Origin of the sequence: Gracilibacillus caseinilyticus, assembly GCF_022919115.1 — a bacterium.
In the GTDB taxonomy this organism is placed as follows: domain Bacteria; phylum Bacillota; class Bacilli; order Bacillales; family Amphibacillaceae; genus Gracilibacillus; species Gracilibacillus caseinilyticus.
The window spans coordinates 4,391,541-4,415,733 of the sequence record NZ_CP095072.1 but is presented as its reverse complement, the minus strand read 5'-3'; the positions used below and the strand labels follow the sequence as shown (position 1 = coordinate 4,415,733).

The following is a 24,193-nucleotide window of genomic DNA, read 5'->3' as shown; positions in this document are numbered from 1 at the left end:
TGAAAAATTTAAATAGCTCACTTTGGATGTGATAAATGTGTTAGAAGAGATTTTGAAGCAGGTTGCAGCAGGACAATTGTCACCAGAAGAAGCACAGCAACAGCTCGCAACTTTTGAAAACCTCGGATTTGCCAAGGTTGATCATCATCGCAAGAAACGACAAGGATTTCCGGAAGTAATATTTGGTGAAGGAAAAGAAGCCTCTCATATTATCGATATTTCCCGGGCAATGTTGTCGAAAGGTGATAATATTTTTATTACCAGAATGGAAAAAGGTAAAGCAGATACGGTTATTGCTGCTTTACCTGAATTTCAATACGACGAGGTCAGTAGGACAATGTTCTTGAAGAATAATGAATTTGAACAAACATTCAATGGTTATATTGCTATTGTTTGTGCCGGTACTTCTGATCTGCCTGTTGCTGAAGAGGCAGCCAAAACTGCTGAAGCTTGTGGTATCGAAGTCCGTCGTTTCTATGATGTAGGGGTTGCTGGGATCCATCGTTTATTTGCACATATTGATGAAATCAGGGAAGCTACGGTTTCTGTCGTGATCGCAGGTATGGAGGGAGCTTTGCCAAGTGTTGTTGGCGGCTTAGTGGCACACCCGATAATCGCAGTTCCGACTAGTGTTGGGTATGGTGCAAATTTTCATGGGTTGTCCGCTTTATTAACCATGCTGAATTCATGTGCGTCCGGTATTAGTGTAGTGAACATTGATAACGGGTTCGGAGGCGGTTATAATGCCGTCCTCATCCATCAGATCGCCAACCGCTCAATCTAATGAATGCATCACATAACTTGTGATGCATTTTTTACACGCAAAAAAACCGCGTTAAGGCAAATTGCAGAGGTGAATCACGCTAAAAATTAAAGAATAAAAGTATTGGTTCTTATAATACGAATTATGTAATGCTAGCTAATTGCTTATTTTGAAATTTTTCAAGTGCTAGGATGCCGCTCCGGCCAACCACTTCGCGTCCCCACAGGACGAGGAGCATATTTCCGAAGCTTTTCCAAGCAGTTAAAATCTATCAGAATGACTGCATTGCCAAATAGTTTCAGTTTACATAATCCGTCTTATAGGTAGCTTTAAACTAGTAAGATCGATCGTGTATTTTGTTTATGATGATTTGAGGTTGAAATCATTACATTAGTAAACGTAATAGAGACAAATTATGGTACAATATTGCTTGTTGAAGAGTTTTATATGAAGGAGTACAGTTTATGAAAAAGCTAATAATATACAGTGTGATCATCTTGGGTGTATTGTTGACTGCTTGCTCAGAAAAGCCGCAGCCATCTGCAAATGATGCCACAAACACTACAGAAGCAAGAGAGACGAATCAGCTTACACTAGCGATTGGAGGAGAGCCGGAGCAAGGTTTTGATCCTACTACCGGATGGGGAAGGTATGGATCGCCATTATTTCAAAGTACACTATTATCCGAAAATGCAGATCTCGAAGTAACTCACGATTTAGCAACTGATTACCAAGTGTCGGACGATGGACAGAAATGGGCAGTAACGCTTCGAAAGGATGCAGTTTTTTCAGATGGTGAACCGTTAACAGCAGATGATGTGGTTTTCACCTATGAAACTGCTAAACAGGCACAATCGGTTGTGGACGTTGCTAATTTAGAAAAAGTAGAAAAAAACAGTAATTATGAAGTAACTTTTTATTTGAAGGAGCCGCAATCGACCTTTATACATACACTACAAACGTTGGGTATTGTACCTAAACATGCTTATGACAGTGATTATGCGGAGAACCCTGTAGGCTCTGGTCCATACAAAATAGTGGAATGGCGTAAGGGAGAGCAGCTAATTGTCGAAAGAAATCCACATTATTATGGTGAGCAGCCTGCTTTCGATCAGCTCACTTTCTTATTTATGGGAGAGGATCAGGCGATTGCAGCTGCAAAGGCAGGGGAAATCGATGTATTATCAGTTCCGATTACCTCTGCTGATCAATCGATTGACGGGATGAACCGAATATCGCTTGAAAGTGTTGACAATCGTGGAGTGATGCTTCCCTACCCTGAACCTACGACAAATGAAGAAGGTGAAAAGGTTGGGAATGGTATAACATCCAGTCTTGCTATCCGTCAGGCGATGAATTATGCAGTAAACAGAGAAGAAATAGTCGAGGGTGTACTGAATGGGGAAGGAACCGTTGCTTTTTCCAGTGTGGATGGATTACCTTGGGGAACCAGCAAAGCAGTAATTGAAGATAACAATCAAGTGAAAGCGGAAGAAATCCTGAAAAATGCAGGCTGGAAACGTGAAAACGACGGTATATTTGAAAAGGATGGTCAAAAAGCAAGCTTAACACTTTATTATCCGTCGGGAGATCAAATGAGACAATCCTTATCCTTGGTATTTGCCGATCAGATGAACGATTTTGGAATTGAGATAACAACAAAAAGTGCCAGTTGGAATGAAATTGAGAAGCAGATGTATTCCAATCCCGTTATGATGGGCTGGGGCAGTCATAATCCGATTGAATTGTATTCGTTGTATCACTCTAGTATGCAAGGGATCGACTATTATAATGCAAATTATTACCACAATGAGAAAGTCGATAACTATTTAGACCAGGCATTAAATGCTAAAACAGAGAAAGAAGCGAATGAATATTGGAAGCTTGCTCAATGGGATGGTAGTACCGGACTAAGCGCTGTTGGTGATGCTCCTTGGGTATGGCTAGTAAATCTAAACCATATATATTACATCAATGAAAATTTGAAAATTGGTGAACAAAAGGTGCAACCACATGGACATGGCTGGCCGATTACTGATTTTATTACAGAATGGCAGTTACAACAAGATGGCTAGTGAAGGAGTTAAAGACAAATGGCACGTTATTTTCTATTAAAGATGGTTCGACTCGTATCGTTGCTGTTTGTTGTCAGTCTGCTCACCTTTTTACTTGTTAATTTTTCGCCAATTGATCCTGTTCGTGCCTATATCGGCGCGGACATGTTGTTAATAAGTCCCGAGCAGCGAGCAGCTATTGAAGCTTATTGGGGATTGAACCAATCGCTAATTACCCAATATACAAAATGGTTGACTAGCATTTTGACTGGTGATTTAGGTACATCATTGATCTACCGTATTCCAGTAATCGAGGTGATTGCTGACCGGTTTCTTTCTTCCATTCTATTAATGACAATGGCATGGCTTTGTTCAGGTGTCGTTGGGTTATTACTAGGCTCGCTGGCGGCTATGAAAAAAGGAACGTGGATCGATCGATTAATCCGGGGATATTGTTCAGTACTGCTTTCTACTCCTGGTTTTTGGTTAGGACTGTTGCTGTTATTAACTTTCTCAGTATGGCTGGGTATTTTTCCGACCGGATTAAGTGCGCCGATTGGTGTGACCAGTGATGAAATTACCTTCGCAGATCGGATCTACCATGCGATTTTACCTGCGATTACATTAAGTATTATCGGCATCGCCAATGTTTGTTTACATACAAGAGAGAAGCTGGGGGAAGTACTCAGAACTCCTTATATAGCACAAGCAAGAGCGAATGGGTATGAAGGATTTGTATTGTTGAAAAGGCATGGCATTCGGAACATGCTCTTACCTGCAGTTTCTGTTCACTTTGCTTCCTTTGGTGAATTGTTTGGCGGAGCAATATTAGCAGAACAAGTCTTTAGTTATCCTGGTCTGGGACAAGCTGTTGTAGATGCCGGATTAGAAGGAGATGTGCCACTATTTCTAGCGATTGTATTGATTAGTACATGCTTTGTCTTTGTTGGGAATTGGATAGCAGATCTTCTTTATGTAGTATTAGATCCTCGTATGCGAAAAGGGAGGAATATATCATGAAGAAGAACATGTTTCTTCCGCTTTCTCTGTTCGTTCTGCTGTATCTTATTTCTGCTATGTTACGAACAGATGCAATCCAAATAGATTTAGCTGTCAAAAATCAGGCACCAAGTTTAGGTCATCTCTTTGGCACCGATTGGTTAGGCAGAGATATGCTGCAGCGTACACTAAAAGGCATTCAGCTTAGCATTTCCGTGGGGTTATTAACCGCTTTGTTGTCAACTTTACTTGGGTTAACGCTTAGTTTAATTGCAACAATGCATCAACGGTTGGATCAGCTAGTGGCATGGTTAATTGACTTGTTTTTAAGTTTGCCGCATCTTGTTACCCTAATATTAATCTCCTTTGTATTAGGTGGTGGAATGAAGGGAATTATTATTGGTCTGATGGCCACGCATTGGACGGGTACCGCCCGCGTGTTAAGGGCTGAATTAATGCAATTAAAGGATATGCCATATGTGCAGATGTCTAAACATCTTGGCAGAGGGTTTTGGTGGAGAGCTCGGCATCATTTTCTGCCACATTTAATACCGCAATTGATAGTAGGATTTACGTTAATATTTCCACATGCGATATTACATGAAGCTGCTATTACCTTTTTAGGATTTGGATTATCTGCTGAAGTACCGGCAATAGGTATCATATTATCAGAAGCGATGCAATATTTATCAAATGGCATGTGGTGGTTAGTCTTTTTCCCTGGTTTGCTTCTTGTCGTAATGGTCGTCTTATTCCAACAATTTGCTCATGCTTTTCAAGCTTATATAGGAAGGGATCGCAGTTATGAACAACTTATTGACGATTAAAGAATTAGATATTTTCCATCAACAGTCCCGACATTATTTGCTACAGGATATTAATTTGTCGCTTACAAGCGGGGAAATCCTAGCATTAGTGGGGGAAAGCGGTTCAGGAAAAAGCCTGCTAGCACAGGCGATATTACAAATGCTTCCATATAATTTAGAGCAAAAAGGAGATGTCTTTTATCGCGGTCAACGTTTTTTAAGCAATCATCGTGGAAAAAACATTATTCTTATACCACAATCGATTGATGCACTGGATCCTTTAATGAAAATTGGTAAACAAATAGAAGGATTAATGCAGAAAGGGGATCATCATCAGCAAATGCTTGCCTTATTAATTCGCTTAGGCTTAGATACAGAAATTGCTGATCGCTATCCTTTTCAATTATCAGGTGGTCAGGCAAGAAGAGTACTGGTTGCTATTGCAATCGGAAGTTCAGCTGATGTTGTTATTGCTGACGAACCAACCCCAGGCTTGGACCAAAAAGCAAAGCAGGACATGATTACTTTACTTAAGGAAGTACAACAAGCTGGGAAGTCCATTTTATTGATTACGCATGATTTTGATGCTGCGTTACAACTAGCAGAGCAAATTGCCGTTCTCAAGGATGGTCGTATATTGGAAATAGTCAATCGAGCAAAATTCACCGGTGAAGGGGAGCGACTGCAACACCCATTCACGAAAAAAATGTGGCAATCGCTGCCCCAAAACCTTTTTACAAGGAGTTAACATATGCTAAAGGTTATAAATATCAGCTATCGCTTACCTAGTCAGCGTATGCTTTTTGAAAATGTATCCATTACTATGAAACAAGGAAATATTATCGGACTCAGTGGTGACAGTGGCTTAGGCAAAACAACGTTCGCTAAAATTGTCAGCGGTTATTTGCAAGCGGAAAAGGGAGAAATAAACTGGCAGCATCGTAAACATGAAGCAAGTCCGGTGCAATTGATCTGGCAGCATCCTGAGCAGGCAGTCAATCCGAAGTGGCGTATCGACAAAATCGTGAAGGAAGCTGGAGAATTGGACCACTCACTGTTAGCAGCATGCAATATACCGACTGATTGGCTCTACCGATACCCTTCTCAATTATCAGGTGGACAGCTGCAACGTATTTGTATCTATCGTTGCCTGGTAACAAGACCTTCCTATATTATTGCCGATGAGATTACGACAATGCTGGACCCTGTGGCACAAGCTGATATTTGGAAATGGTTGATCCATTATGTCAGACAACATCAAATAGGTTTAATCATCATTAGTCATGACGTATTATTATTGGAAAAACTATGTGACGATGTTTTTCATTTTCGTGATTTAATGAAACCAACAGCTGTTGACGGACGTACTATATATTAAGGAGGGAAGGTTTAATGAGAAGAGAACCAGAAGAACGGATTAACGAAAGTGCTATTAATGCATGGCAATTGTCCGCGCATTTATTTGCTATTATTCCTTTATTAGTAACAATTGCTGCGTTTATTCTCGCGTACTATGTTGATTTCATCCCTTATTGGATTGGGATGATACTTACAGTAGTTACGTTGTTGGAATGGGGTGTTACTGCATTTTTTATTCCAAAGCTTCGTTGGAGAAGGTGGCGCTATCAGATTTATGATCAAGAAATTTACATACAGCATGGCATTTTAATCGTCACGAGAACGGTGGTACCAATGATCCGTGTCCAGCATGTTGATACCCAGCAAGGTCCAATCTTGAAAAAGTACGGTTTATCAACATTGGAAATATCCACTGCTGCTACTACTCACGAAATTCCAGCATTGCTTGAAGAAGATGCGGCTGATTTGCGCGATCAGATCTCCGAATTGGCGAGGGTGGAACAAGATGATGTATGAACCGAAACGACTACATCCTGCCGGGATGATCTTTAATTTATTTCAAGGAATCCGTCAGTCAATTGTTGGTCTCTTACCAATAGCTATTGTAACTGTTGGGAATGGTGAGTGGCTGTATGTTCTGTTAGGAGCAGCGATTTTACTTGTTTTGTTTATCGTGTTTAGTGTTTTAGCTTGGTATCGCTATACGTACCAATTAGAAGAAGACCAAATACGAATTGAACAAGGCATTTTTATTCGTAAGAAACGGACCATTTCGAAACATCGGATACAATCGATTGATTTATCCCAGAATATTATTCATCGAATTTTCGGTTTAACTAAGGTACAAATCGAAACGGCAGGTAGTGATCAACGTATTGATGCTGCATTGTCAGCTGTAACGATGGAAGAGGGTCAATTATTACACCAACAGCTTAAATATAACAAACAAAGTGAACCAGTTAATGAAGAGTCAGAACAACAAGAAGCCGCTGTGTCAAAACAGTATCCACAACGAAAAGTCTCCGTGAAACAATTACTCATTGCTGGATCAACTTCAGCCAGTTTTGGTATTATTCTTGGTCTCTTTGGTTTAGTGTTTTCTGATTTAGAAAGCCTTATACCTGATCGCTTCTACAACCAAGTCACAGATTGGGTAGTTTCTCAAGCGATGCAAGTACTGATTGCATTTGGAATACTAACGTTTCTCATTTTATGGTGCTTTGGCATTTTACAAACGTTAATTCAATATTGGAATTTCACCATTACAAGATATGAGAAAGAATTATTTATTACGAGAGGATTGTTAGAGAAAAAACAATCAACCATTCCGTTAAAGAGGATTCAGGCTGTAGGAATTAAAGAATCGGTCATAAGACAGCCACTCGGTTTCGCCATTATGTATGTAGAGATCGCCAGTGGGGAAATAGGACAAAATCAAGAAATGCATACATTAATTTTTCCTTTAATTCGAAAAAAACAAGTAGCTGCTTTCTTAGAGGAACTATTACCGGAATATAGCTATCAGCCAGATAATATGACTAAATTGCCAAAAAAGGCGTTACCTTACTATTTGTTCCGCGCGGCTATCTTCCCGTTGCTTGCGACAATTACGGTCGCTGTGCTTTTCTTTGAGTATGCCTGGATTCCACTTATTATTACGGTCGCCGCTTGCTTACTAGGATATCTCCAATTCCGTTCCACAGCATATAAAATAAAAGGCGAACAACTAATGGTAAAAAAACGTAACACTAGCAAGGACACGATACTCATCCAGCATAAAAAATTACAAAGCTTTCAAAGGAAACAGCATATTCTGCATCGCAAGCAAAAGCTCGCTACTATGGATACTGCTATCCTAAATAAATTTTTGGGACGTCACTTTATTTTAAGAGAATTGCGAGAACAGGATCTAGACTTACTAGCAGATTGGTACTCGTATCAAAAAGAATGAAGATCAATAGCATTTCAGTCAAAATATAGCCAAACATAACACGATATTTCACTAGAAATTATTCGTATTATGTTTGGCTTTCTTTTATAAGCAAAGAAGATAATCACTGTCAATAAGCGAATTGCAGAAGATTGAAGGGTTCTCATACTTCGGATTATGTCTAACGTAGAGGTCATTTTGGCATTTTTTAAGTGTATAATACCGCTTCGGCCAACCACTTCGCGTCCTGCGGTGCATATTTCCGGAGCATTTCTATGCATATAAATCCTATCAAAATAACCACAGTGTAACACAGTTCCTCTTTACATAATCTGTGCTCTATAGAAACCTTTCAAGCAAGTTTCGGATCAAGAGAAGCCATTCAGTCCATTCTCAACACTATATAAAATAAAAATATTGACGAATTTTTTCGTTGAGTGTAACATCTTTCCTATGAGAAACTTTTTGAAAACTTAGGCATATATATAAGGATGATCTTATTTTATAGATAAAGAGGTGTTGTCAGGTGGGGTTTGAAGGAGTCGGTTTCGCTTTTGGTTTAACGTTATTGGCAGGTCTTGCTACCGGTGTCGGCAGTTTGCTGGCATTTTTTACATCTAATACTAATACGAAATTTTTATCTTGGTCACTTGGGTTCTCAGCGGGTGTTATGATTTATGTGTCCATGATTGAAATCTTTGTAAAAGCGAAGGATTCTCTTGTTGGGGTATTAGGTGTAACAAACGGGAGTTGGCTGACTGTTATTGGCTTCTTTGGCGGAATGATTTTAATTGCGTTAATCGATAAATGGATACCGAAGCAAGGAAACCCTCATGAATTGAAAAAAGTAGAGGACATGGAGAAACAGCCGAAGAAGCATGATGCCAATCTGTTGAAAATGGGGACTTTTACAGCATTGGCTATTGCCATTCATAACTTCCCAGAGGGGATTGCTACATTTACGGCTGCATTACAGGATCCAATGTTAGGTATTCCAATAGCTGTAGCGATCGCCATTCATAATATTCCAGAAGGTATTGCCGTTTCCGTTCCAGTCTATTTTGCAACTAACGATAAGAAGAAGGCATTTCGATTATCTTTTTTATCCGGTTTATCAGAACCTGTTGGTGCTATTGCAGCTTATTTATTTTTAATGCCATTTTTAAATGATGTGATGTTTGGTCTAATATTTGCTGCTGTAGCTGGTATTATGGTATTTATTTCACTAGATGAATTATTGCCTGCTGCCAAGAAATATGATGAGGCACATACTTCGATTTATGGTCTGATTATTGGAATGGCGGTTATGGCTCTAAGTTTATTATTGTTCATATAAGGAGTCTTCTGTCATAGAAATAAAGATAACGGGGAATTATCCCCGTTATCAGCTTCTTATCATCTTTGCAATAAATACAACCAGTGCAATGACTAATAAAATATGGATGAGCCCACCAGCTATTTTAAATAAAAATAAGATTAACCATGCTACTAATAATATCCCAATAATAGTCCAAAGCATTTTTTTCTCTCCTTTAATTCTATTGATGATATGTATAAGATACCCATAACAAATAAATTTAAAACTTTTTCCCGAAAAATCTTGCATTATCGACAATAGGTTGTTATAATCTTAAACATAGTTTCGTTAAGGAAATGTAAATACTTCTTAACATTTTATTCAAGATTTACATAAAATGCGGGTGTAGTTTAGTGGTAAAACCTCAGCCTTCCAAGCTGATGTCGAGGGTTCGATTCCCTTCACCCGCTCCATACATAGGTGTGAACGTAGTGTTTCGTTTTGAAAATGAAGCATTACGTTTTTTTATTTGAAGGAGAATAGCTAAGTAACTTTAAATTACTTGATTATACCTAATCATAGATTGTATTCTAATGGTGAAACCATAATAGTTAGAGGGGTTCTGATTCATGAATAAATTACAACAACTCTTAAAAAATATTGACGGAAAAGGTTATAAAGCATACAAATCGATACAAGGCAGTTATTCCTTTCATCGTTACGAGATTTCTGTCGATTATGTGCAAGGAGATCCATTTGCGTCACCTTCCAAAATTAGAATCATCATTCCGAATGCATATCGTCAAATGAAAGAGGAATGGAAAGAGCATAAACAGCGGAACATATATGTAGCGGACCATATTGCACGTTCGGTTGCAGAAGCGATTTCTAAAGCATCAATACATTCGAAAGGCTCTGGCAAAAGTGGACTCATTCATATCGACAAACCAGGGCAGGAAATTCTGGAACGAACAGCAGTGCAAATTAAAGATGATAAAACGGTGATATGTCTCTCCATCGGTCTTCCCGCGAACGGTCGAAAAATAAATGGTAAACAGGCAGAAACACTCTTCTTAACAACGATTCCATCGATTTTAAGAAATTCTATTTTTGCAGTGACAGATGAAGCATTAGAAAAGAGTGCTCAGCTTGCAGACCAACATGCCGCTATTCGACAAAAAATGAAAGATAATAATTGGATTGCTTTTATTCAAGATGGTGCCATTCTTCCGAGACAAAGTGGGATTAGTAATAAACCATTAAAACAGGCGGTACCATTTAACAGTCCTGAAAAAAATCGGGTTGCCTTTTCAATCCCGCATCGAGAGGAACAACTGACAGGTATGGCCGTTAAGAAAGGCATCAGTTTAATTGTCGGTGGAGGATATCATGGGAAGAGTACATTGCTTGAGGCTCTGGAACGAGGGGTATACCATCACATTGCAGGAGACGGTCGTGAGTATGTCTTAACAGATCCAGCTGCTGTCAAAATCAGGGCTGAAGATGGCAGACAGGTAACCTCAGTAAATATTTCAGCCTTTATTAATGATTTACCGCATGGACAGGATACGAAGCGGTTTACAACGGAAAATGCCAGCGGTAGTACATCACAGGCGACTAATGTGGTAGAAGCAATGGAAGCAGGAACAAGCACATTACTTATCGATGAAGATACGAGTGCTACGAATTTTATGATTCGTGATGCAAGAATGCAAGCGCTGGTTCATCAAAATAAAGAACCTATCACTCCTTTTATAGATAAAATTAAACAGCTGTATGATCAGCTGGGACTATCTACTATTCTCGTAATGGGTGGATCTGGTGATTATTTTGAAGTCGCAGATGACGTGATTATGATGGATCAATATCAGCCGATCAATGTAACAGAGCAGGCAAAAAAAATAGTAGCTGATTATCCTGTATCAAGGAAAAAACGAATAGAAGAGCTCGACGATAACATGAATAACCGTGTTTTCTTGCCAAATAGCCTGGCGCTGCAAAAAGGGAAAAAGAAAAAAGTTCAAGCAAAAGGTCGTTCAACGATTATGATGGGACAGACCACGATTCTCCTTCAAGATGTAGAGCAACTGGTGGACGACTCTCAGACACGAACGATAGCGGAGCTATTACGACATATGGATGCAAAAGGTATGCTGAAACAAGATAAATCCTTAGCAAGATTGCTTGATGATATAGAAGCATTGCTGGACAATAAAGGCTTACAGGCATTATCACCATTTCCAGAACACCATCCGGGTGACTTGGCAAGACCGAGACGATTTGAGATGGCAGCATGCTTAAATAGAATGAGAACAGCAAAGATAAAGTAGACAAAAAGATTTAACAACAGATTAACTACCCGAACAGGGAGGAGGGGAGCGTAATGGCATATCAAGATTTAAAAGAAGCGGTTATTGCTTACAGTAAAGAAATAGGCATTGATCAAATTGGGTTTGCAAGTGTCGAACCCTTTAAAGAATTAAAAGCAAGGTTAGAAGAACAACAAGCGCTAGGCTATGCATCAGGCTTTGAAAAAGGAACACTGGAAGAGAGAACAACTCCGAAAAAGCTTCAGCCTGAAGCGGAGTCCATCATTGCCATTGCGCTTGCTTATCCGACAAAAATAAAAGACGCACCTAAAAGCGTTAAAGGTGACCGCCGTGGTATGTTTTGCAGAGCGTCTTGGGGTACCGATTATCACGTGGTACTTCGAGAAAAATTAAATAAGCTCGCTGCATTTTTAAAAGCGAAAGTTCCTGACTTTTGTCATACATCGATGGTAGATACTGGTGAATTATCTGACCGGGCCGTTGCAGAACGCGCAGGTGTAGGGTTTAGTGGAAAAAATACGCTTATCATTTCTTCTGAGTTTGGATCGTATATTTATTTAGGAGAGATGATTACCAATATTCCATTTACACCAGATCAACCGATTGAAGAAGGTTGTGGTACTTGTACGAAGTGTATCGATGCATGCCCAACTGGAGCACTTGTGGAGCCGGGGAGGCTGAATGCCCAACAGTGCTTGGCTTTTTTAACGCAGACAAAGGGATTCATGCCAGATGAACACCGTGATAAATTAGGGAATTTCATTTATGGTTTTGAGACGTGCCAGGCAGTATGTCCGTACAATAAAGGTGTTGATTTTCATCACCACCCTGAATTTGAACCAGATCCGGAATTAGTGAAACCACGTTTAACAGATTTACTGAACATCTCCAACAAGGATTTTAAAGAAAAATTTGGTCCAATGGCTGGTTCCTGGCGTGGAAAAAAACCGTTACAGCGAAACGCGATCCTGGCCCTGGGGCATTACAAGGAAACATCAGCACTTGTTCAGCTTATCGAGTTAATGTACCACGATCCAAGGCCGGTAATTAGAGGGACGGCGGCATGGTCGATTGGCAAAATCGGCACGGAAGCTGGATTTCAAGCGATTCAAGAAGCGATGACTTGCGAAACAGATCCGGAAGTAATCGAAGAAATGGAAAAAGGTATGCGATTTAAAACGATAAAGCAGTAGTTTTACTGGGAGGATTGTACATGGATGCATTATACTTTATGGAATACCAGTCTCCAATAGGTCCAATTCTGTTGCTGCAGCAAGGAGATTATCTTGTCTACATTAAATATGGCAGTTTGCAAGAAAAAGAGGCTGATGTTCGCAAGTGGTGTCAAAAGCACGGTTTGCCATTGGAATGGCATGAATCAACGGAGTGTTTTACGGAAACTGTTACTCAACTAGAAGAGTACTTTCAGCAAAAACGTACAATTTTTACGATTCCATACAAATTCTATGGTACGTCTTTCCAACAAAAAGTGTGGCAAGCATTAGCGACAAAAGTAGATTATGGAAAAACCTGTTCTTATCAGGATATTGCCAGCTATATTGAATCACCCAAGGCAGTTAGAGCAGTTGGTGGTGCAAATAATAAAAATCCGATTTCGATTATTGTTCCTTGTCACCGAGTAATTGGAAAGAATGGAAAATTAGTTGGATATGGTGGCGGGCTTGATAAAAAAGAATATTTATTGTCATTAGAACAAAAGTGAAACATGTGGGAGATCACAGATCTCCCACATGTTATGTAGGCTTGTCCGGCCACTTTTATTATTCAGTTGCTTCGTCTGTAGTTTCTTCATTTTCATCTGTTGTAGCATCTTCAGTTTCTGGTTCTTCTGTATCTCCTTCACCTTCTTCTGCACAAGCAGTAAGAAAGCTTGCAGACAGCATTGCTACAGCAAAAATAGATAACCATTTCTTTTTCATCTTCACCCCTCCTTTTTTTTCCGGTCTACTTATATATACGATATTAAGATCTATTTAGATACACATATTAACAATACTTAACAATTTTTACATATTATTAATAATATTTGATATGGTATGTTTAGAACCTTGAAGATATGGTAAGTTCAATCACATTTTCTATTGAGAGTTGTTATTCGTCAAAAGTTACCAATTATTCTGTGTGTTTCAAGTAATGAAGTGATCTTTCACTAAAGTTTTAGTGTGGAGGAAAGCAGTCCTAAAAAAGCAAGAAAAGGTTCCGATCATCTCGGGTGAATCGGAACCTTTTCTTGCATATATAACTGCAGATGCCCCTGTCTATTTACTAACCAGGAATTATTCGCTTTGGGTTTCTTCATCTGTGGGTTCGCTATTTTCGCTCATGGAACTATCCTCAGAAGTACTGTCCTCACTCATGGAACCATCTTCTTCTGTTGCACCATCTTCACTCATAGAGCTGTCATCAGAAGTTCCGTCTTCACTCATGGAACCATCCTCAGTCGAGCCATCTTCGCTCATAGATCCATTTTCAGTTGAAGAACCGTCTTCTTCTGTAGTTCCATCTTCATTCATAGAGCCGTCTTCTGTAGATCCATCCTCTGCTGGTGCCTGTTCGTTTGTGGATGAGTCATCCGCTGGTTCATCCGAGCCGTCCGATCCACATGCTGCTAATATTCCTGTTGATAATACTGCTACACCTATCATTGATAACCATTTTTTTGTCATGTTCATTTTCCTCCTTGTTATTTGTTCACAAAACACATTCCCAGGATAAAAAGTCATTAATCATAAAAATGGATTATTTAACGTTTTGTTAATCGAACTGAAATGTATTGTAAAAACTAGAAAACTTCGATATCTGATTGTTGCAATACTTGCTCTGCATGATGAATATATATGAAACAAAGGAGGAGAACATCATGTCAGAATGGGAATTAGTTAAACAATATTGGGATAAGTCGTGGCATTATCAGTATCATTCCTTAATAAGAAAAAAAGAACTACATCGAAAAAATGGTAAAAAAATCAAACATCTTGATCTGATTGGCAATAAACAACATATCGTAACTGAAAGAAACCAGCAAAAGCTTCACTATCAATTATTATTTAGAATGTTAATAGATGACCATGGAAATTATTATCATGAAGAAATGATGGAAGAGCGTGTTGCTATAGTAGAGAGAGATCAAGTTGTTGATGATCAGGAGAAAAAGATAATTGATCATTCCCATCGTCCTACAATTATAACAGATGAAACGAGAAGCAGGTTTGATTATGACCGGAGAGCAGCTGTTCAATATGCTGAACGATGGTGGAATGATGCAAATCCTGCTTATCATTTTTTTGCTGATAATGACTGTACCAATTATATCTCGCAATGTATGCGAGCTGGAGGGGCACCAATGACAGGGGCACCTAATCGCTCCAAAGGCTGGTGGTATCAAGGGGATAATTGGAGTTATTCCTGGTCGGTAGCTAATTCATTTCGTTGGAATTTAAGCGGAGCTACTTCCGGTTTGAAAGGCACAGAAGTTTCCGACCCAAGAGATTTATTGCCAGGTGATGTAATTTGTTATGATTTTGAAGGAGATGGCAGGTGGGATCACAACACGATTGTGGTAGCAAAAGATAGTCAAAATATGCCACTGGTTAATGCGCATACCAACAATAGTCGACACCGTTATTGGACATATGAGGATTCTGCGGCATGGACACCTGAATGTGCTTATCGTTTTTTTCGGATTGGTTAATGGATCGTACAACGATAGAAAAAATGTGGTATAATGGCTAGGTTAGAAAGTCATATATGAGGTGAAAAGATTGGCAGTACATGTAGTATTATTTCAACCAGAAATTCCTGCAAATACCGGAAATATTGCAAGAACTTGTCTTGCAACGAATGTTCATTTGCATTTAATTCGTCCACTCGGCTTTTCGACCGATGATAAAATGTTACGACGAGCAGGTTTGGATTATTGGCACGATGTGAAGGTTCATTATTATGATTCGCTCGATGAATTATATGCAACATTTCCTCAAGGTGCATTTTATTATATAGAAAACTTCGGTACCAAGTATTATTCTGATTTTGACTTCAGTAATAGTGATCAGGATTTATTTTTTGTCTTTGGTCGGGAAACAAATGGAATACCAAAGGAGTTATTAGCAGGAAAAGAAGATCGCTGTCTTCGCATTCAAATGACCGATAAGGTTCGCTCACTCAATTTATCCAATACAGCAGCGATTATCGTCTATGATGTTATGAAACAACAAGGATTCCCAGGATTAGTTTAAACCACAGCAGTTTTGTTGTGGTTTTTTACCATATTAGAAGTTCTTATACATAGGAGGTGTCAGGTTGGAACAGGAACAAGTAATAGCTGCAACTGAAAATTTTGTTAGACAAACATTACTAGGAGAAGGTTCAGGGCATGACTGGCATCACATCGAACGTGTTACGACTACCGCAAAAAAGCTGGCTGTTAAAGAAGGAGCGAATTTGTTTGTTGTCACTTTAGCTGCATTGTTGCATGACCTAGCCGATGATAAAGTGGTAGAAAGTGAAGAGGAAGGACTGCGTATTATTCGTAATTGGTTATTAGACCATCAAGTGAGTGATGCGGATCAGGAACATATTCTAGCGATCATTACGCATATGTCATTTAAGGGTGGAAATGGTAAGTCGCTTGAAACGATAGAGGGGCTAGTGGTGCAGGATGCGGATCGATTGGATGCAATTGGCGCAGTTGGAATTGCCAGGTGTTTCACGTATGCAGGAAAGAAAGGTCAGCCTATTTATCAGCCAGATTTACCAGTTAGGGACGAGATGAGTGTTGCTGAATATCGTCATGGGCGATCAAGTGCTATTCATCATTTCTATGAAAAGTTGCTGAAACTGAAAGAGCTTATGAATACCAGCTCAGGTTATCGCATGGCAGAAAAGCGCCATCAACTGATGGAAATGTATTTAGATGCATTTTTTGAAGAAATAGGAGAACAGAGGAGGTGACTTTTATTATGACAAGTATATGTTTAGTCAGACATGGTGAGACTGATTGGAATGCACTTGGCAAGATCCAGGGACAAACAGATATACCTCTAAATAATGATGGAAAGTCACAAGCGGAGGAATGCGGGCAATATTTACTAACATTAGATTGGGATATGCTGATCAGCAGTTCTTTGAAACGTGCCAGTGAAACGGCCCATATCATTAATAAATACGTCCAGCTTCCATATGAGGAGATGGATGCGTTTAGGGAAAGAAGATTTGGTGTGGCTGAGGGTATGACGGTGTTTGAACGTATGGAAGCATTTCCTGATGGCGTGTACCCGAATGCGGAAGATATGCCAGAATTGATTGAACGAGTTGTTGCAGGATTAGAAGAAGTTCATCAACGCTATGCTGGCAAGAAAATTATTCTGGTTGCACATGGTGCAGTCATTAATGCATTGCTGTCTCATTTTTCAAAAGGTGCCATTGGTTCTGGCAAAACCAAGCTCGTTAATGGCTCCATTAATCTAATGGAACGGTTAGAAGAAAAATGGCACATTCATCATTATAATCAAACAAAACACTTAACTTTATACAAAGAAAAGGGTTCTGTATAGCAAAGGTAGAGCCTGGTTTAGATCTCTACAAAAGCCGAACATACCAAGGATTGTTATTATAACATTCAGGGTATGTTCGGCTTTCTTTTTATGCCGTTTCTATAAACAACGAATTATCTTTTACTTTTAAAAAGCTTACAAGCAATCTTCTAAACGATATGGCAAGATTCTATTATGGGCCGACTTTCACTGCATGCAGGTGTTTAATCAGGGGGGTGATTGTTAAGACCTTTCGACTCTGTTTCACAAATGCTTTGGGTCGAAAGAGAGTTCCAATCGGCCAAATCCGCTTCAAGTTAAGAGCTTAATGGTCTGCTCTGCTAGGTAAAACGAACTCCACTTTCACCACTCATCAACAATCATATTCCAGGAAGTCTCAGCAAATTGTCAGTAGCTTCCACTACGTATCGTTTAAAATTAGTAGCAAAAAAGGTTTTAATACGACTCGTTTTTACTTGCACATTTTTGTCATGTTCCACCCTCTTGATTTTTTATTTACTGATCGTTTTATCAATTACACTTGCTTTTGACACTGTCAGCCATAGAAACAGTCCAATTATGACAGATAGCGATAATAGTGATGGAATGTGGTATTGCGGATTATCAACTGCGATATAATTTATTATTTTAACGAATTGTAGCCCAACTGGTTTGATTATAAAGAGAGCAGGGAGAATCGCCAGAAGTGTAAATCCGATCTTTTGACCAAACCTAAAAAAGATACTGCCGATTAAAATGGCTAATCCAAAGAACAGTAGATAGAGAAAAAATTCATATAAGAAGATTTCCCATTGGTTGAAACCGTTCTGCATTAAATCCACCATGCTGATATAGCTGAAGTTATCCAGTTGGAATACTGTAGTTAGCGCCTTTATTATCCAGGAAGATACCTGACTAATTACAGTCATCACCACCGCGAAAGCGATCATATATATAAATATTGATAGCAGAAAACTATATCGGTCTAATCCAAGTTTAATAAGGTGTGGAAAAGAATCTTTAAAGAAATTCAGTCCAAAAATCAGACAAAAAATAACTGCAGGCACAACATTTATTCCAGACATCGAAATGCTGCTATTATTAAATGATATTGCCAAAATAAGCGTAAGGCAAATAAAGCTGAAATAGATACACCAAAAGATAGAAATAGTCGTCCAGGATGTTTTCCAAAAATAGTAGAAATTCAGATTTAGCTTCTTAAGCATCTATTGTCACTCCTTCATTAGTTAAGTAAACGAATAACTCCTGCAATGAGACTTTTTGAAACGACACCTCTGTGCTGGCCTCTACATGATCCTGATAAAGGACGACTGATTTCTTGCCTAATAATGTGGTGGAATGTATGATATTTCGTCCTTTTGTTATTTGATCGACCGTTTCGGAAGGACCGCTTACTAATGTGTGATTTTTTTCTAGACTTTCTACGGTTTCATGTAATAATAATTCGCCTTCTTTTAGGATAACTGCTTCTTCAAACAATCTACTAACCTCGTCAATTAGATGAGTAGAAAGAATGATAAGTCTGGGATTCTCTTGATAGGATTCCAGCAATAAGTCATAAAAAGCAGAACGAGAAGAGGCATCTAACCCAATATATGGTTCATCGAAGATTGTGATTGGTGCATGACTCGCTAATCCGACAATGATGCCTAATGCCGAATACATCCCTTTTGACAAGGTCTTTACTTTTTGTTTAGGTTTCAAACGGAATAAATGACGTAATCGTTCGGCATACTCATGATTCCAATTCGGATAAAACATCGACGAAATCTTTAGTATATCCTGCACTTTGAATCTGCCATGGAAATTATCATTTTCCATAATCAGGCATATTTCTTTTGTTAAGGTGTGATGATTAAATGGAGTAATATCATTGATGGTAAGTTCTCCGCTGGTCTGTTGAAAGTGACCAGCTAATAAGCGAAGCAGGGTGGTTTTGCCTGCACCATTATTTCCTAGAAGTCCAATTATTTTTGGCCCATCTATTGTTAGATTTAATTGGCCGAGTGCACGCTCACTCCGATAATATTTAGCCAAATTAGTTGCTTTTATTATCATTTTCCATTTCCTCCTTAATCCAAGCTATTAATTGTGATGAATTAAATTCTATCCGGTTAGCTTCCTGCAGCATCGGATGAACAAATTGCTCATAAAATCGTTGCTTTCGTTTAGCCAGAATGATTTGTATAGCTTCTTCCGAAACGAACATACCGACACCTCGTTTCTTGTAGATGATCAATTGATCGACTAGCAGATTAATACCTTTAGCTGCTGTGGCAGGGTTGATCTGATAATGTTTGGAGAATTCATTGGTTGAGGGTATCTTAGTGTGAGCCGTTAACTCTCCATCTATAATACTGGTTTCAATCATTTCTGCTATTTGTAGAAAAATAGGTTGGTCTTCCTTCAATCGGTCTGTCAATGTTTGGTTCACCACCTCTTCGGTTCGTTAGTCATGTAATTAACTATAGAACATAGTGGGAGAAAATGCAAGCATAAAAAACTGTCAAAATTACCATATACATATACAGTTCTTTACATAATCCATATTATAAGAACCCATACTGCATTATTATTTTTGTGATTTGCTTTCGTGACGGTCATTATATGCTTTCTTTATCCGTTGTACATTCTAATTTTTCACTTCCTCGAGCTTCTTCATCGCTAACGCACAAAAAATTCCCAAGTAAAAGGATACTTGGGAATGGCAGTTTTAATTATTAGCAGAGCGAATAATGTTTTGCATAAATTCACTATTTGGATAATGAACTTCCTGGTATATCTGGCAAACTTTCTCGATATCGTAGGGAACACGAACATTGCTGATTTGCACTTGTCCGTTCACAATATCAATAATCAAATAAGAAGCTTTCGTAATTTGATCAAATGGTAAGCCAACACTACCTAAGTTAATAATCGATTTACCTTGCACATTTCGCTGATAAGGTGTATGAATATGACCATACAAATAAATATCCGCATCTTGTCGTTCGGTTAACTTGTCTAAAAGTTCCTGATCGGAAGCGTTGGGAGCTACTGCATCAAATAAACTATCAGGTGTTGCATGGAATGCATGCAGTCGGATACCTTCTTCTTCTAGTACTAACTCTGTAGGGAGATTGGATAAATAATCGATTTGTTCTTCTGATAATTGCTCATATGTCCACTGTTGTTCCTGATTCATTGCTTCTCTTGCCTTTGAAGGAACTTCACCTTCTCGGATTCCTCGAACTACCCATTCATCTGCATTGCCTTTGATGACATCTGTGTTTAATGATCGGATTAATTCAATCGATTCAGCAGGCTGAGGTCCTCGGTAGGCAATATCTCCTAGAACCGCGATACGATCGACTTGTTTTGTTTCCATATCTTCAAGTACTGCTTTTAATGCCTCTGCATTTCCATGAATATCTGAAATAAATGCTAATCTCATTCTATCGCCTCCTTCGTTTCATGATAAATCAATGATTGACAGAAAATCAAAGATTTGACGTTCATAATCGCCACCACATATAATATAGTATAGAAAGACTTTTATTTATAGGTATTTCATGTTATGTAAAACTGAGATCAAGGAGGTTTTCAGCATGTTTTCGTTTTTTACAAATGATGTACCATCATTTATGAAGATAGAATTAGAGAAACTATTTAATAAAATAAGTCCTTTGATGAAAAAGAATGCCAGATATATGATGTTTGCAATGCCATTGTTGTTGATCTCGATCTTGAATTTAATATTCTTTTTATTCTTCGGAGGCTTTGACAATGGCATGTTAGCTATTGTCATTGTCTATGCTCTAATGGCTGCAGTAGGATTAGCTTTATACAAAGAGTCAAAGCATATCAAGAAAAAAATTAGAGAATTAGAGATGGAACATATCGTATCACGGATTGAAAAGAGCAATATCGTGAATGACTATCAAAAGAAGGATTATATTTCATTGATCAAATCCCATCCGAAAATGGGATTACAGACTTTCTTGAATTTCTTAAATGAAGAAAATGAACGAAAAAAGATGATGGAAGATTAGGAAGTAAACACATAAATATTTGAAAAGTCCTGCCTTCTCGATGCTTGAGGGACAGGACTTTTTTTGTAGGAAAAGGGTTCTTATAGTATGGATTATGTAAAATAGCTTTGTGCTTATTTTGAAATAATTGATGTGCTAAGGTATCGCTCCGGCAACCACTCCGCGTTCCGTGGTTGGCTTGCGCTTGTGTATAGATCTACAACAAAGACATGAGGTAGCATAATAAAAATGATCAAGTTTACTAATTTTTAAAGAAAGTGACAGGCTTCCATAAGTTATATGGATTACATCGAGAGTTTAAAGGGTATATGAAACGAAAAGGAAATGATTTGATAGCGAAGTTCTTGATAAAAAACACCTGTCATAGTTCCGGAAATAAGCACGGCCATCTCAAAAGTTATGAAAAGATTCCTCGTTACAATTACCTAAAAAAAGTTCTTTAGGGTTTGAATAAAACTGACTAAAATGTTCATTTTTCCGTAATAGCATTGACTTTTTAGCATATCCGTTTTACGATTACTGTTAAATCCACACTAATTTTGTTAACTCCTGTAAATGAAAGATCACCCACCATAGATAGTTCTGTATAAGAGCTGCACACCCTGAAATGAAAGCGTTTTTTTGAGTGGTGTATTTAACACTATATCTATTATAAATTTCTGCTTAGGAAGGAGGAGCACTGTTTCTAATGGTCGTTTTATCTAAATAGGGAGGGATTATATGCCGAAAAAACTAGCTATTTTTCTCATATTTATTATGCTTCTTAGTTTACTTCATCCATCAACTTTCTTTATATTCCAACAACATGATACAGGCAAAGTCAGTGCCGCAGAAAGAAATATTCAATTGGAAAAATTGGACAGGGGCTTAGTCGCAATACCTGCAGACGAAGGGGTTTTCTTAAGCTGGCGGCTTTTGTCAGAGGAAGTGAGTGCCTATTCTGACTATGGTTTGCGCGGGACAGATTTTCACGTTTACCGAAATGATCAAAAAATCGCAGAAGTAACCAAAAGTACAAATTACACGGACAAAGAAGGCAATAAAGAAGATCGTTATTATGTCGTTCCGGTACAGGATGGCAAGGAATTAGCAGAGAAGAGTAAAGAAGTAATGGCTTGGGAGCAGGGGCATTATGATCTACCTCTTCAACAGCCGGAAGCTGGAACTACACCCGCAGGAGAATCTTATACATATCATGCGAACGATATTAGTGTGGGTGATGTGAACGGGGACGGGCAGTACGAATATGTTGTCAAATGGCAGCCATCTAATGCAAAGGATGTTTCACAAAAGGGATATACAGGAAACACATATATCGACACCTACACATTTCAAGGCGAATTATTGTATCGTATCGACTTAGGGGTCAATATCCGTTCTGGGGCTCACTACACACAGTTTCTCGTCTATGATTTTGATGGAAATGGTAAATCTGAACTCATGTTTAAAACGGCACCCGGTACAAAAATAATTCATTATGAAAACAACGAACCAGCCAGTGAGGAATATATTACGATGCCAGAAGCAGATGTCGAAGCGGGCTACAGTCATCAAGATGATTATCGTATGAGTGCAGAGGATTACTATGAATATGTACTCAACATGTTTAAAGGCTGGCATAAACATGAAGAAGTTGTCGCAGGGAATTGGCCCAAAACATTGGAAGTAGCATTCGGAATAGAAGACGAAAAATCCTATCAGTATCCATTATCAGATCAGGATGCACGGGAATTAGCTGATTATTTTTTTGACGAATATGCACCGTCAAGAAGTGAGCGCAATGATCTTCGCAGTTTTAAAGGTTTTATCTTAACAGGACCTGAATATTTGACGGTATTTAATGGTGAAACAGGGAAGGAATTAGATACGGTAGATTACAACCCCAGCCGTCATGATGATGGTTTAATGTGGGGAGATTATGCTTATTCACGGATTGAACCAGGAAATCGAGTGGATCGCTTTCTTGCGGGTGTTGCTTATCTGGATGGCAAAACACCTTCTGCCATTTTTGCTCGTGGTTATTATACGAGAGCTGCATTAGTAGCCTATGATTTTAATGGTACATCAATCGAAGAAAAATGGACGGCTGACAGCGGGTTTCCGACGATGACTAATCCATTTAACGATAGTCCTCATGGTATGTCTGGCAGAAATGAAGAATATACCTCTTTAACAACACAAGGTAACCACCAATTGAGTACGGCAGATGTCGATGACGATGGTAAACAAGAAATTGTCTATGGTGGTGCCACGATTGATCATGATGGTTCCATATTATACAGTTCATTTGATACATTACCGGAAGGAAGCAGTAATCCTGGTGAAGAAGCAAGACTTGGGCATGGCGATGCTTTGCATGTTGCAGATATTAACCCTGATCGTAAAGGTTTAGAAATCTATTCTGTTTTTGAAGGAAGCAGTTCTGCCCCATATGGATTTGCTTTAAGAGATGCAGCGAATGGGGTTGTCATTTATGGTGAATATACAGGCCGTGATACAGGAAGAGGCATGATAGGGGATATTGTTCGTGGAAAACGAGGCTTGGAGACTTGGGCTACCGATTTACGCTCTGCGGATGGGGAAGTAATAGGTGCAAGCGGTGCGGGTACGAATATGAATATTAAATGGTCAGCAGACATGGCAACGCAAATCATTCAAGGTTCAGGCGATGAAGCAGTGACAATAGAAGATGTGGAGAAAGGTACACAACTAACCGCTGAAAATTCGCGGACGAATAATGGTACGAAAGGAAATCCATCCCTTGTTGCTGATATTGTTGGTGACTGGCGAGAAGAACTAGTATTGCGGACAACGGATAGTAATGCATTGCGAATTTTTATTAACAGGGAAGAAACGAACCGTAAAATGTACACATTGATGCATGATATCCAATATCGGACAGGTATTGCTTGGCAAAATGTTGGATATAATCAGCCGGCTTACCCAAGTTTTTATATGGCATCTGATATTGACTGGGATAAAGTCAAGGTTCCTAACAAAGCACAATTAGAATATATCGAGGAAGAAGCACCAGATATTGATACATCTGTC

The 24,193-nt window shown here is 38.8% G+C and carries 24 protein-coding genes, 1 tRNA gene and 1 pseudogene; 19 read left to right on the top strand and 7 right to left on the bottom strand.

Features of this window, described 5'->3' with window-relative positions; all coding sequences use genetic code 11:
- Positions 1 to 37: 37 nt before the first annotated feature.
- The 9 genes from larB (at position 38) to zupT (ending at position 9,247) form a co-directional block, all read left to right on the top strand.
- On the top strand, positions 38 to 784 hold the full coding sequence (larB, locus tag MUN88_RS21105) for a nickel pincer cofactor biosynthesis protein LarB (RefSeq protein WP_244719084.1): 747 nt from the start codon (positions 38 to 40) through the stop codon (positions 782 to 784).
- A 443-nt stretch (positions 785 to 1,227) separates the two neighbouring features.
- Positions 1,228 to 2,838, top strand: a complete 1,611-nt coding sequence (locus MUN88_RS21100; protein ID WP_244719081.1) for an ABC transporter substrate-binding protein — start codon at positions 1,228 to 1,230, stop codon at positions 2,836 to 2,838.
- Between the two features lie 18 nt (positions 2,839 to 2,856).
- Positions 2,857 to 3,837: an ABC transporter permease gene (locus MUN88_RS21095; RefSeq protein WP_244719078.1), complete on the top strand. Its 981-nt coding sequence runs from the start codon at positions 2,857 to 2,859 to the stop codon at positions 3,835 to 3,837.
- A complete protein-coding gene (locus MUN88_RS21090; protein ID WP_244719075.1) occupies positions 3,834 to 4,643 on the top strand; it encodes an ABC transporter permease in 810 nt (269 codons plus the stop codon). The genes MUN88_RS21095 and MUN88_RS21090 overlap by 4 nt, the downstream gene beginning before the upstream one ends.
- Positions 4,621 to 5,370 (top strand): ATP-binding cassette domain-containing protein, encoded by a 750-nt coding sequence (locus MUN88_RS21085; RefSeq protein WP_244719072.1) that lies wholly within the window; start codon positions 4,621 to 4,623, stop codon positions 5,368 to 5,370. The genes MUN88_RS21090 and MUN88_RS21085 overlap by 23 nt, the downstream gene beginning before the upstream one ends.
- 3 nt (positions 5,371 to 5,373) lie before the next feature.
- Positions 5,374 to 6,000 (top strand): ABC transporter ATP-binding protein, encoded by a 627-nt coding sequence (locus tag MUN88_RS21080; RefSeq protein ID WP_244719069.1) that lies wholly within the window; start codon positions 5,374 to 5,376, stop codon positions 5,998 to 6,000.
- Positions 6,001 to 6,014: 14 nt separating this feature from the next.
- A complete protein-coding gene (locus MUN88_RS21075) occupies positions 6,015 to 6,497 on the top strand; it encodes a PH domain-containing protein (RefSeq protein ID WP_244719067.1) in 483 nt (160 codons plus the stop codon).
- The gene (locus MUN88_RS21070; protein WP_244719065.1) at positions 6,487 to 7,932 is read left to right on the top strand and encodes a PH domain-containing protein; all 1,446 of its coding nucleotides are present in this window, start codon (positions 6,487 to 6,489) and stop codon (positions 7,930 to 7,932) included. Before MUN88_RS21075 ends, MUN88_RS21070 begins: the two co-directional genes overlap by 11 nt.
- A 505-nt stretch (positions 7,933 to 8,437) precedes the next feature.
- Entirely contained in the window at positions 8,438 to 9,247 is an 810-nt protein-coding gene (gene zupT / locus MUN88_RS21065; protein ID WP_244719062.1) for a zinc transporter ZupT, read from the top strand.
- A 48-nt stretch (positions 9,248 to 9,295) separates the two neighbouring features.
- Here the strand turns inward: zupT and MUN88_RS21060 are convergent, their stop codons facing one another.
- Positions 9,296 to 9,430 carry a lmo0937 family membrane protein gene (locus MUN88_RS21060; protein ID WP_244719060.1) on the bottom strand — a complete coding sequence of 45 codons (135 nt, stop codon included), beginning with the start codon at positions 9,428 to 9,430 and terminating at the stop codon, positions 9,296 to 9,298.
- 177 nt (positions 9,431 to 9,607) lie between these two features.
- Here MUN88_RS21060 and MUN88_RS21055 point away from each other — a divergent pair.
- The 4 genes from MUN88_RS21055 to MUN88_RS21745 all read left to right on the top strand — a co-directional run bounded on the left by MUN88_RS21055 (position 9,608) and on the right by MUN88_RS21745 (position 13,261).
- Positions 9,608 to 9,681: transfer RNA gene (locus MUN88_RS21055), tRNA-Gly, on the top strand.
- Between the two features lie 156 nt (positions 9,682 to 9,837).
- The gene (locus MUN88_RS21050; protein WP_244719057.1) at positions 9,838 to 11,538 is read left to right on the top strand and encodes an ABC-ATPase domain-containing protein; all 1,701 of its coding nucleotides are present in this window, start codon (positions 9,838 to 9,840) and stop codon (positions 11,536 to 11,538) included.
- Positions 11,539 to 11,591: 53 nt separating this feature from the next.
- Positions 11,592 to 12,731, top strand: coding sequence for a tRNA epoxyqueuosine(34) reductase QueG (gene queG, locus MUN88_RS21045; protein ID WP_244719054.1), 1,140 nt, complete (start codon positions 11,592 to 11,594; stop codon positions 12,729 to 12,731).
- 20 nt (positions 12,732 to 12,751) lie between these two features.
- Positions 12,752 to 13,261, top strand: a complete 510-nt coding sequence (locus MUN88_RS21745) for a methylated-DNA--[protein]-cysteine S-methyltransferase (protein ID WP_305852485.1) — start codon at positions 12,752 to 12,754, stop codon at positions 13,259 to 13,261.
- A gap of 58 nt (positions 13,262 to 13,319) precedes the next feature.
- On the opposite strand, the gene MUN88_RS21030 is transcribed toward MUN88_RS21745, so the two are convergent.
- Entirely contained in the window at positions 13,320 to 13,478 is a 159-nt protein-coding gene (locus MUN88_RS21030; protein WP_244719051.1) for a hypothetical protein, read from the bottom strand.
- Positions 13,479 to 13,835: 357 nt separating this feature from the next.
- Positions 13,836 to 14,225 (bottom strand): hypothetical protein, encoded by a 390-nt coding sequence (locus tag MUN88_RS21025; protein ID WP_244719049.1) that lies wholly within the window; start codon positions 14,223 to 14,225, stop codon positions 13,836 to 13,838.
- A 194-nt stretch (positions 14,226 to 14,419) separates the two neighbouring features.
- On the opposite strand from MUN88_RS21025, the gene MUN88_RS21020 reads away from it, so the two are divergent.
- From MUN88_RS21020 to MUN88_RS21005, 4 genes are all read left to right on the top strand, one after another.
- Positions 14,420 to 15,250, top strand: coding sequence for an amidase domain-containing protein (locus MUN88_RS21020; protein ID WP_244719048.1), 831 nt, complete (start codon positions 14,420 to 14,422; stop codon positions 15,248 to 15,250).
- 70 nt (positions 15,251 to 15,320) lie between these two features.
- On the top strand, positions 15,321 to 15,794 hold the full coding sequence (gene trmL, locus MUN88_RS21015; protein ID WP_244719046.1) for a tRNA (uridine(34)/cytosine(34)/5-carboxymethylaminomethyluridine(34)-2'-O)-methyltransferase TrmL: 474 nt from the start codon (positions 15,321 to 15,323) through the stop codon (positions 15,792 to 15,794).
- Between the two features lie 64 nt (positions 15,795 to 15,858).
- A complete protein-coding gene (locus MUN88_RS21010; RefSeq protein ID WP_244719044.1) occupies positions 15,859 to 16,509 on the top strand; it encodes an HD domain-containing protein in 651 nt (216 codons plus the stop codon).
- Positions 16,510 to 16,517: 8 nt separating this feature from the next.
- A complete protein-coding gene (locus MUN88_RS21005) occupies positions 16,518 to 17,111 on the top strand; it encodes a histidine phosphatase family protein (RefSeq protein ID WP_244719042.1) in 594 nt (197 codons plus the stop codon).
- Between the two features lie 491 nt (positions 17,112 to 17,602).
- Here MUN88_RS21005 and MUN88_RS21000 read toward each other — a convergent pair whose 3' ends face one another.
- The 4 genes from MUN88_RS21000 to MUN88_RS20985 form a co-directional block, all read right to left on the bottom strand.
- On the bottom strand, positions 17,603 to 18,316 hold the full coding sequence (locus tag MUN88_RS21000) for a hypothetical protein (RefSeq protein WP_244719040.1): 714 nt from the start codon (positions 18,314 to 18,316) through the stop codon (positions 17,603 to 17,605).
- The gene (locus MUN88_RS20995) at positions 18,309 to 19,169 is read right to left on the bottom strand and encodes an ATP-binding cassette domain-containing protein (protein ID WP_244719038.1); all 861 of its coding nucleotides are present in this window, start codon (positions 19,167 to 19,169) and stop codon (positions 18,309 to 18,311) included. The genes MUN88_RS21000 and MUN88_RS20995 overlap by 8 nt, the downstream gene beginning before the upstream one ends.
- Positions 19,150 to 19,533, bottom strand: coding sequence for a GntR family transcriptional regulator (locus MUN88_RS20990; RefSeq protein ID WP_244719036.1), 384 nt, complete (start codon positions 19,531 to 19,533; stop codon positions 19,150 to 19,152). Before MUN88_RS20990 ends, MUN88_RS20995 begins: the two co-directional genes overlap by 20 nt.
- Positions 19,534 to 19,824: 291 nt before the next feature.
- Complete coding sequence (locus MUN88_RS20985) at positions 19,825 to 20,544, bottom strand: metallophosphoesterase family protein (RefSeq protein ID WP_244719034.1); 720 nt, start codon at positions 20,542 to 20,544, stop codon at positions 19,825 to 19,827.
- Positions 20,545 to 20,698: 154 nt separating this feature from the next.
- On the opposite strand from MUN88_RS20985, the gene MUN88_RS20980 reads away from it, so the two are divergent.
- Both MUN88_RS20980 and MUN88_RS20975 read left to right on the top strand, forming a co-directional pair.
- Entirely contained in the window at positions 20,699 to 21,142 is a 444-nt protein-coding gene (locus tag MUN88_RS20980) for a DUF5392 family protein (protein WP_244719032.1), read from the top strand.
- Positions 21,143 to 21,898: 756 nt separating this feature from the next.
- Positions 21,899 to 24,139: pseudogene (locus tag MUN88_RS20975) on the top strand (rhamnogalacturonan lyase); the annotation flags it as partial.
- Positions 24,140 to 24,193 lie beyond the last annotated feature (54 nt).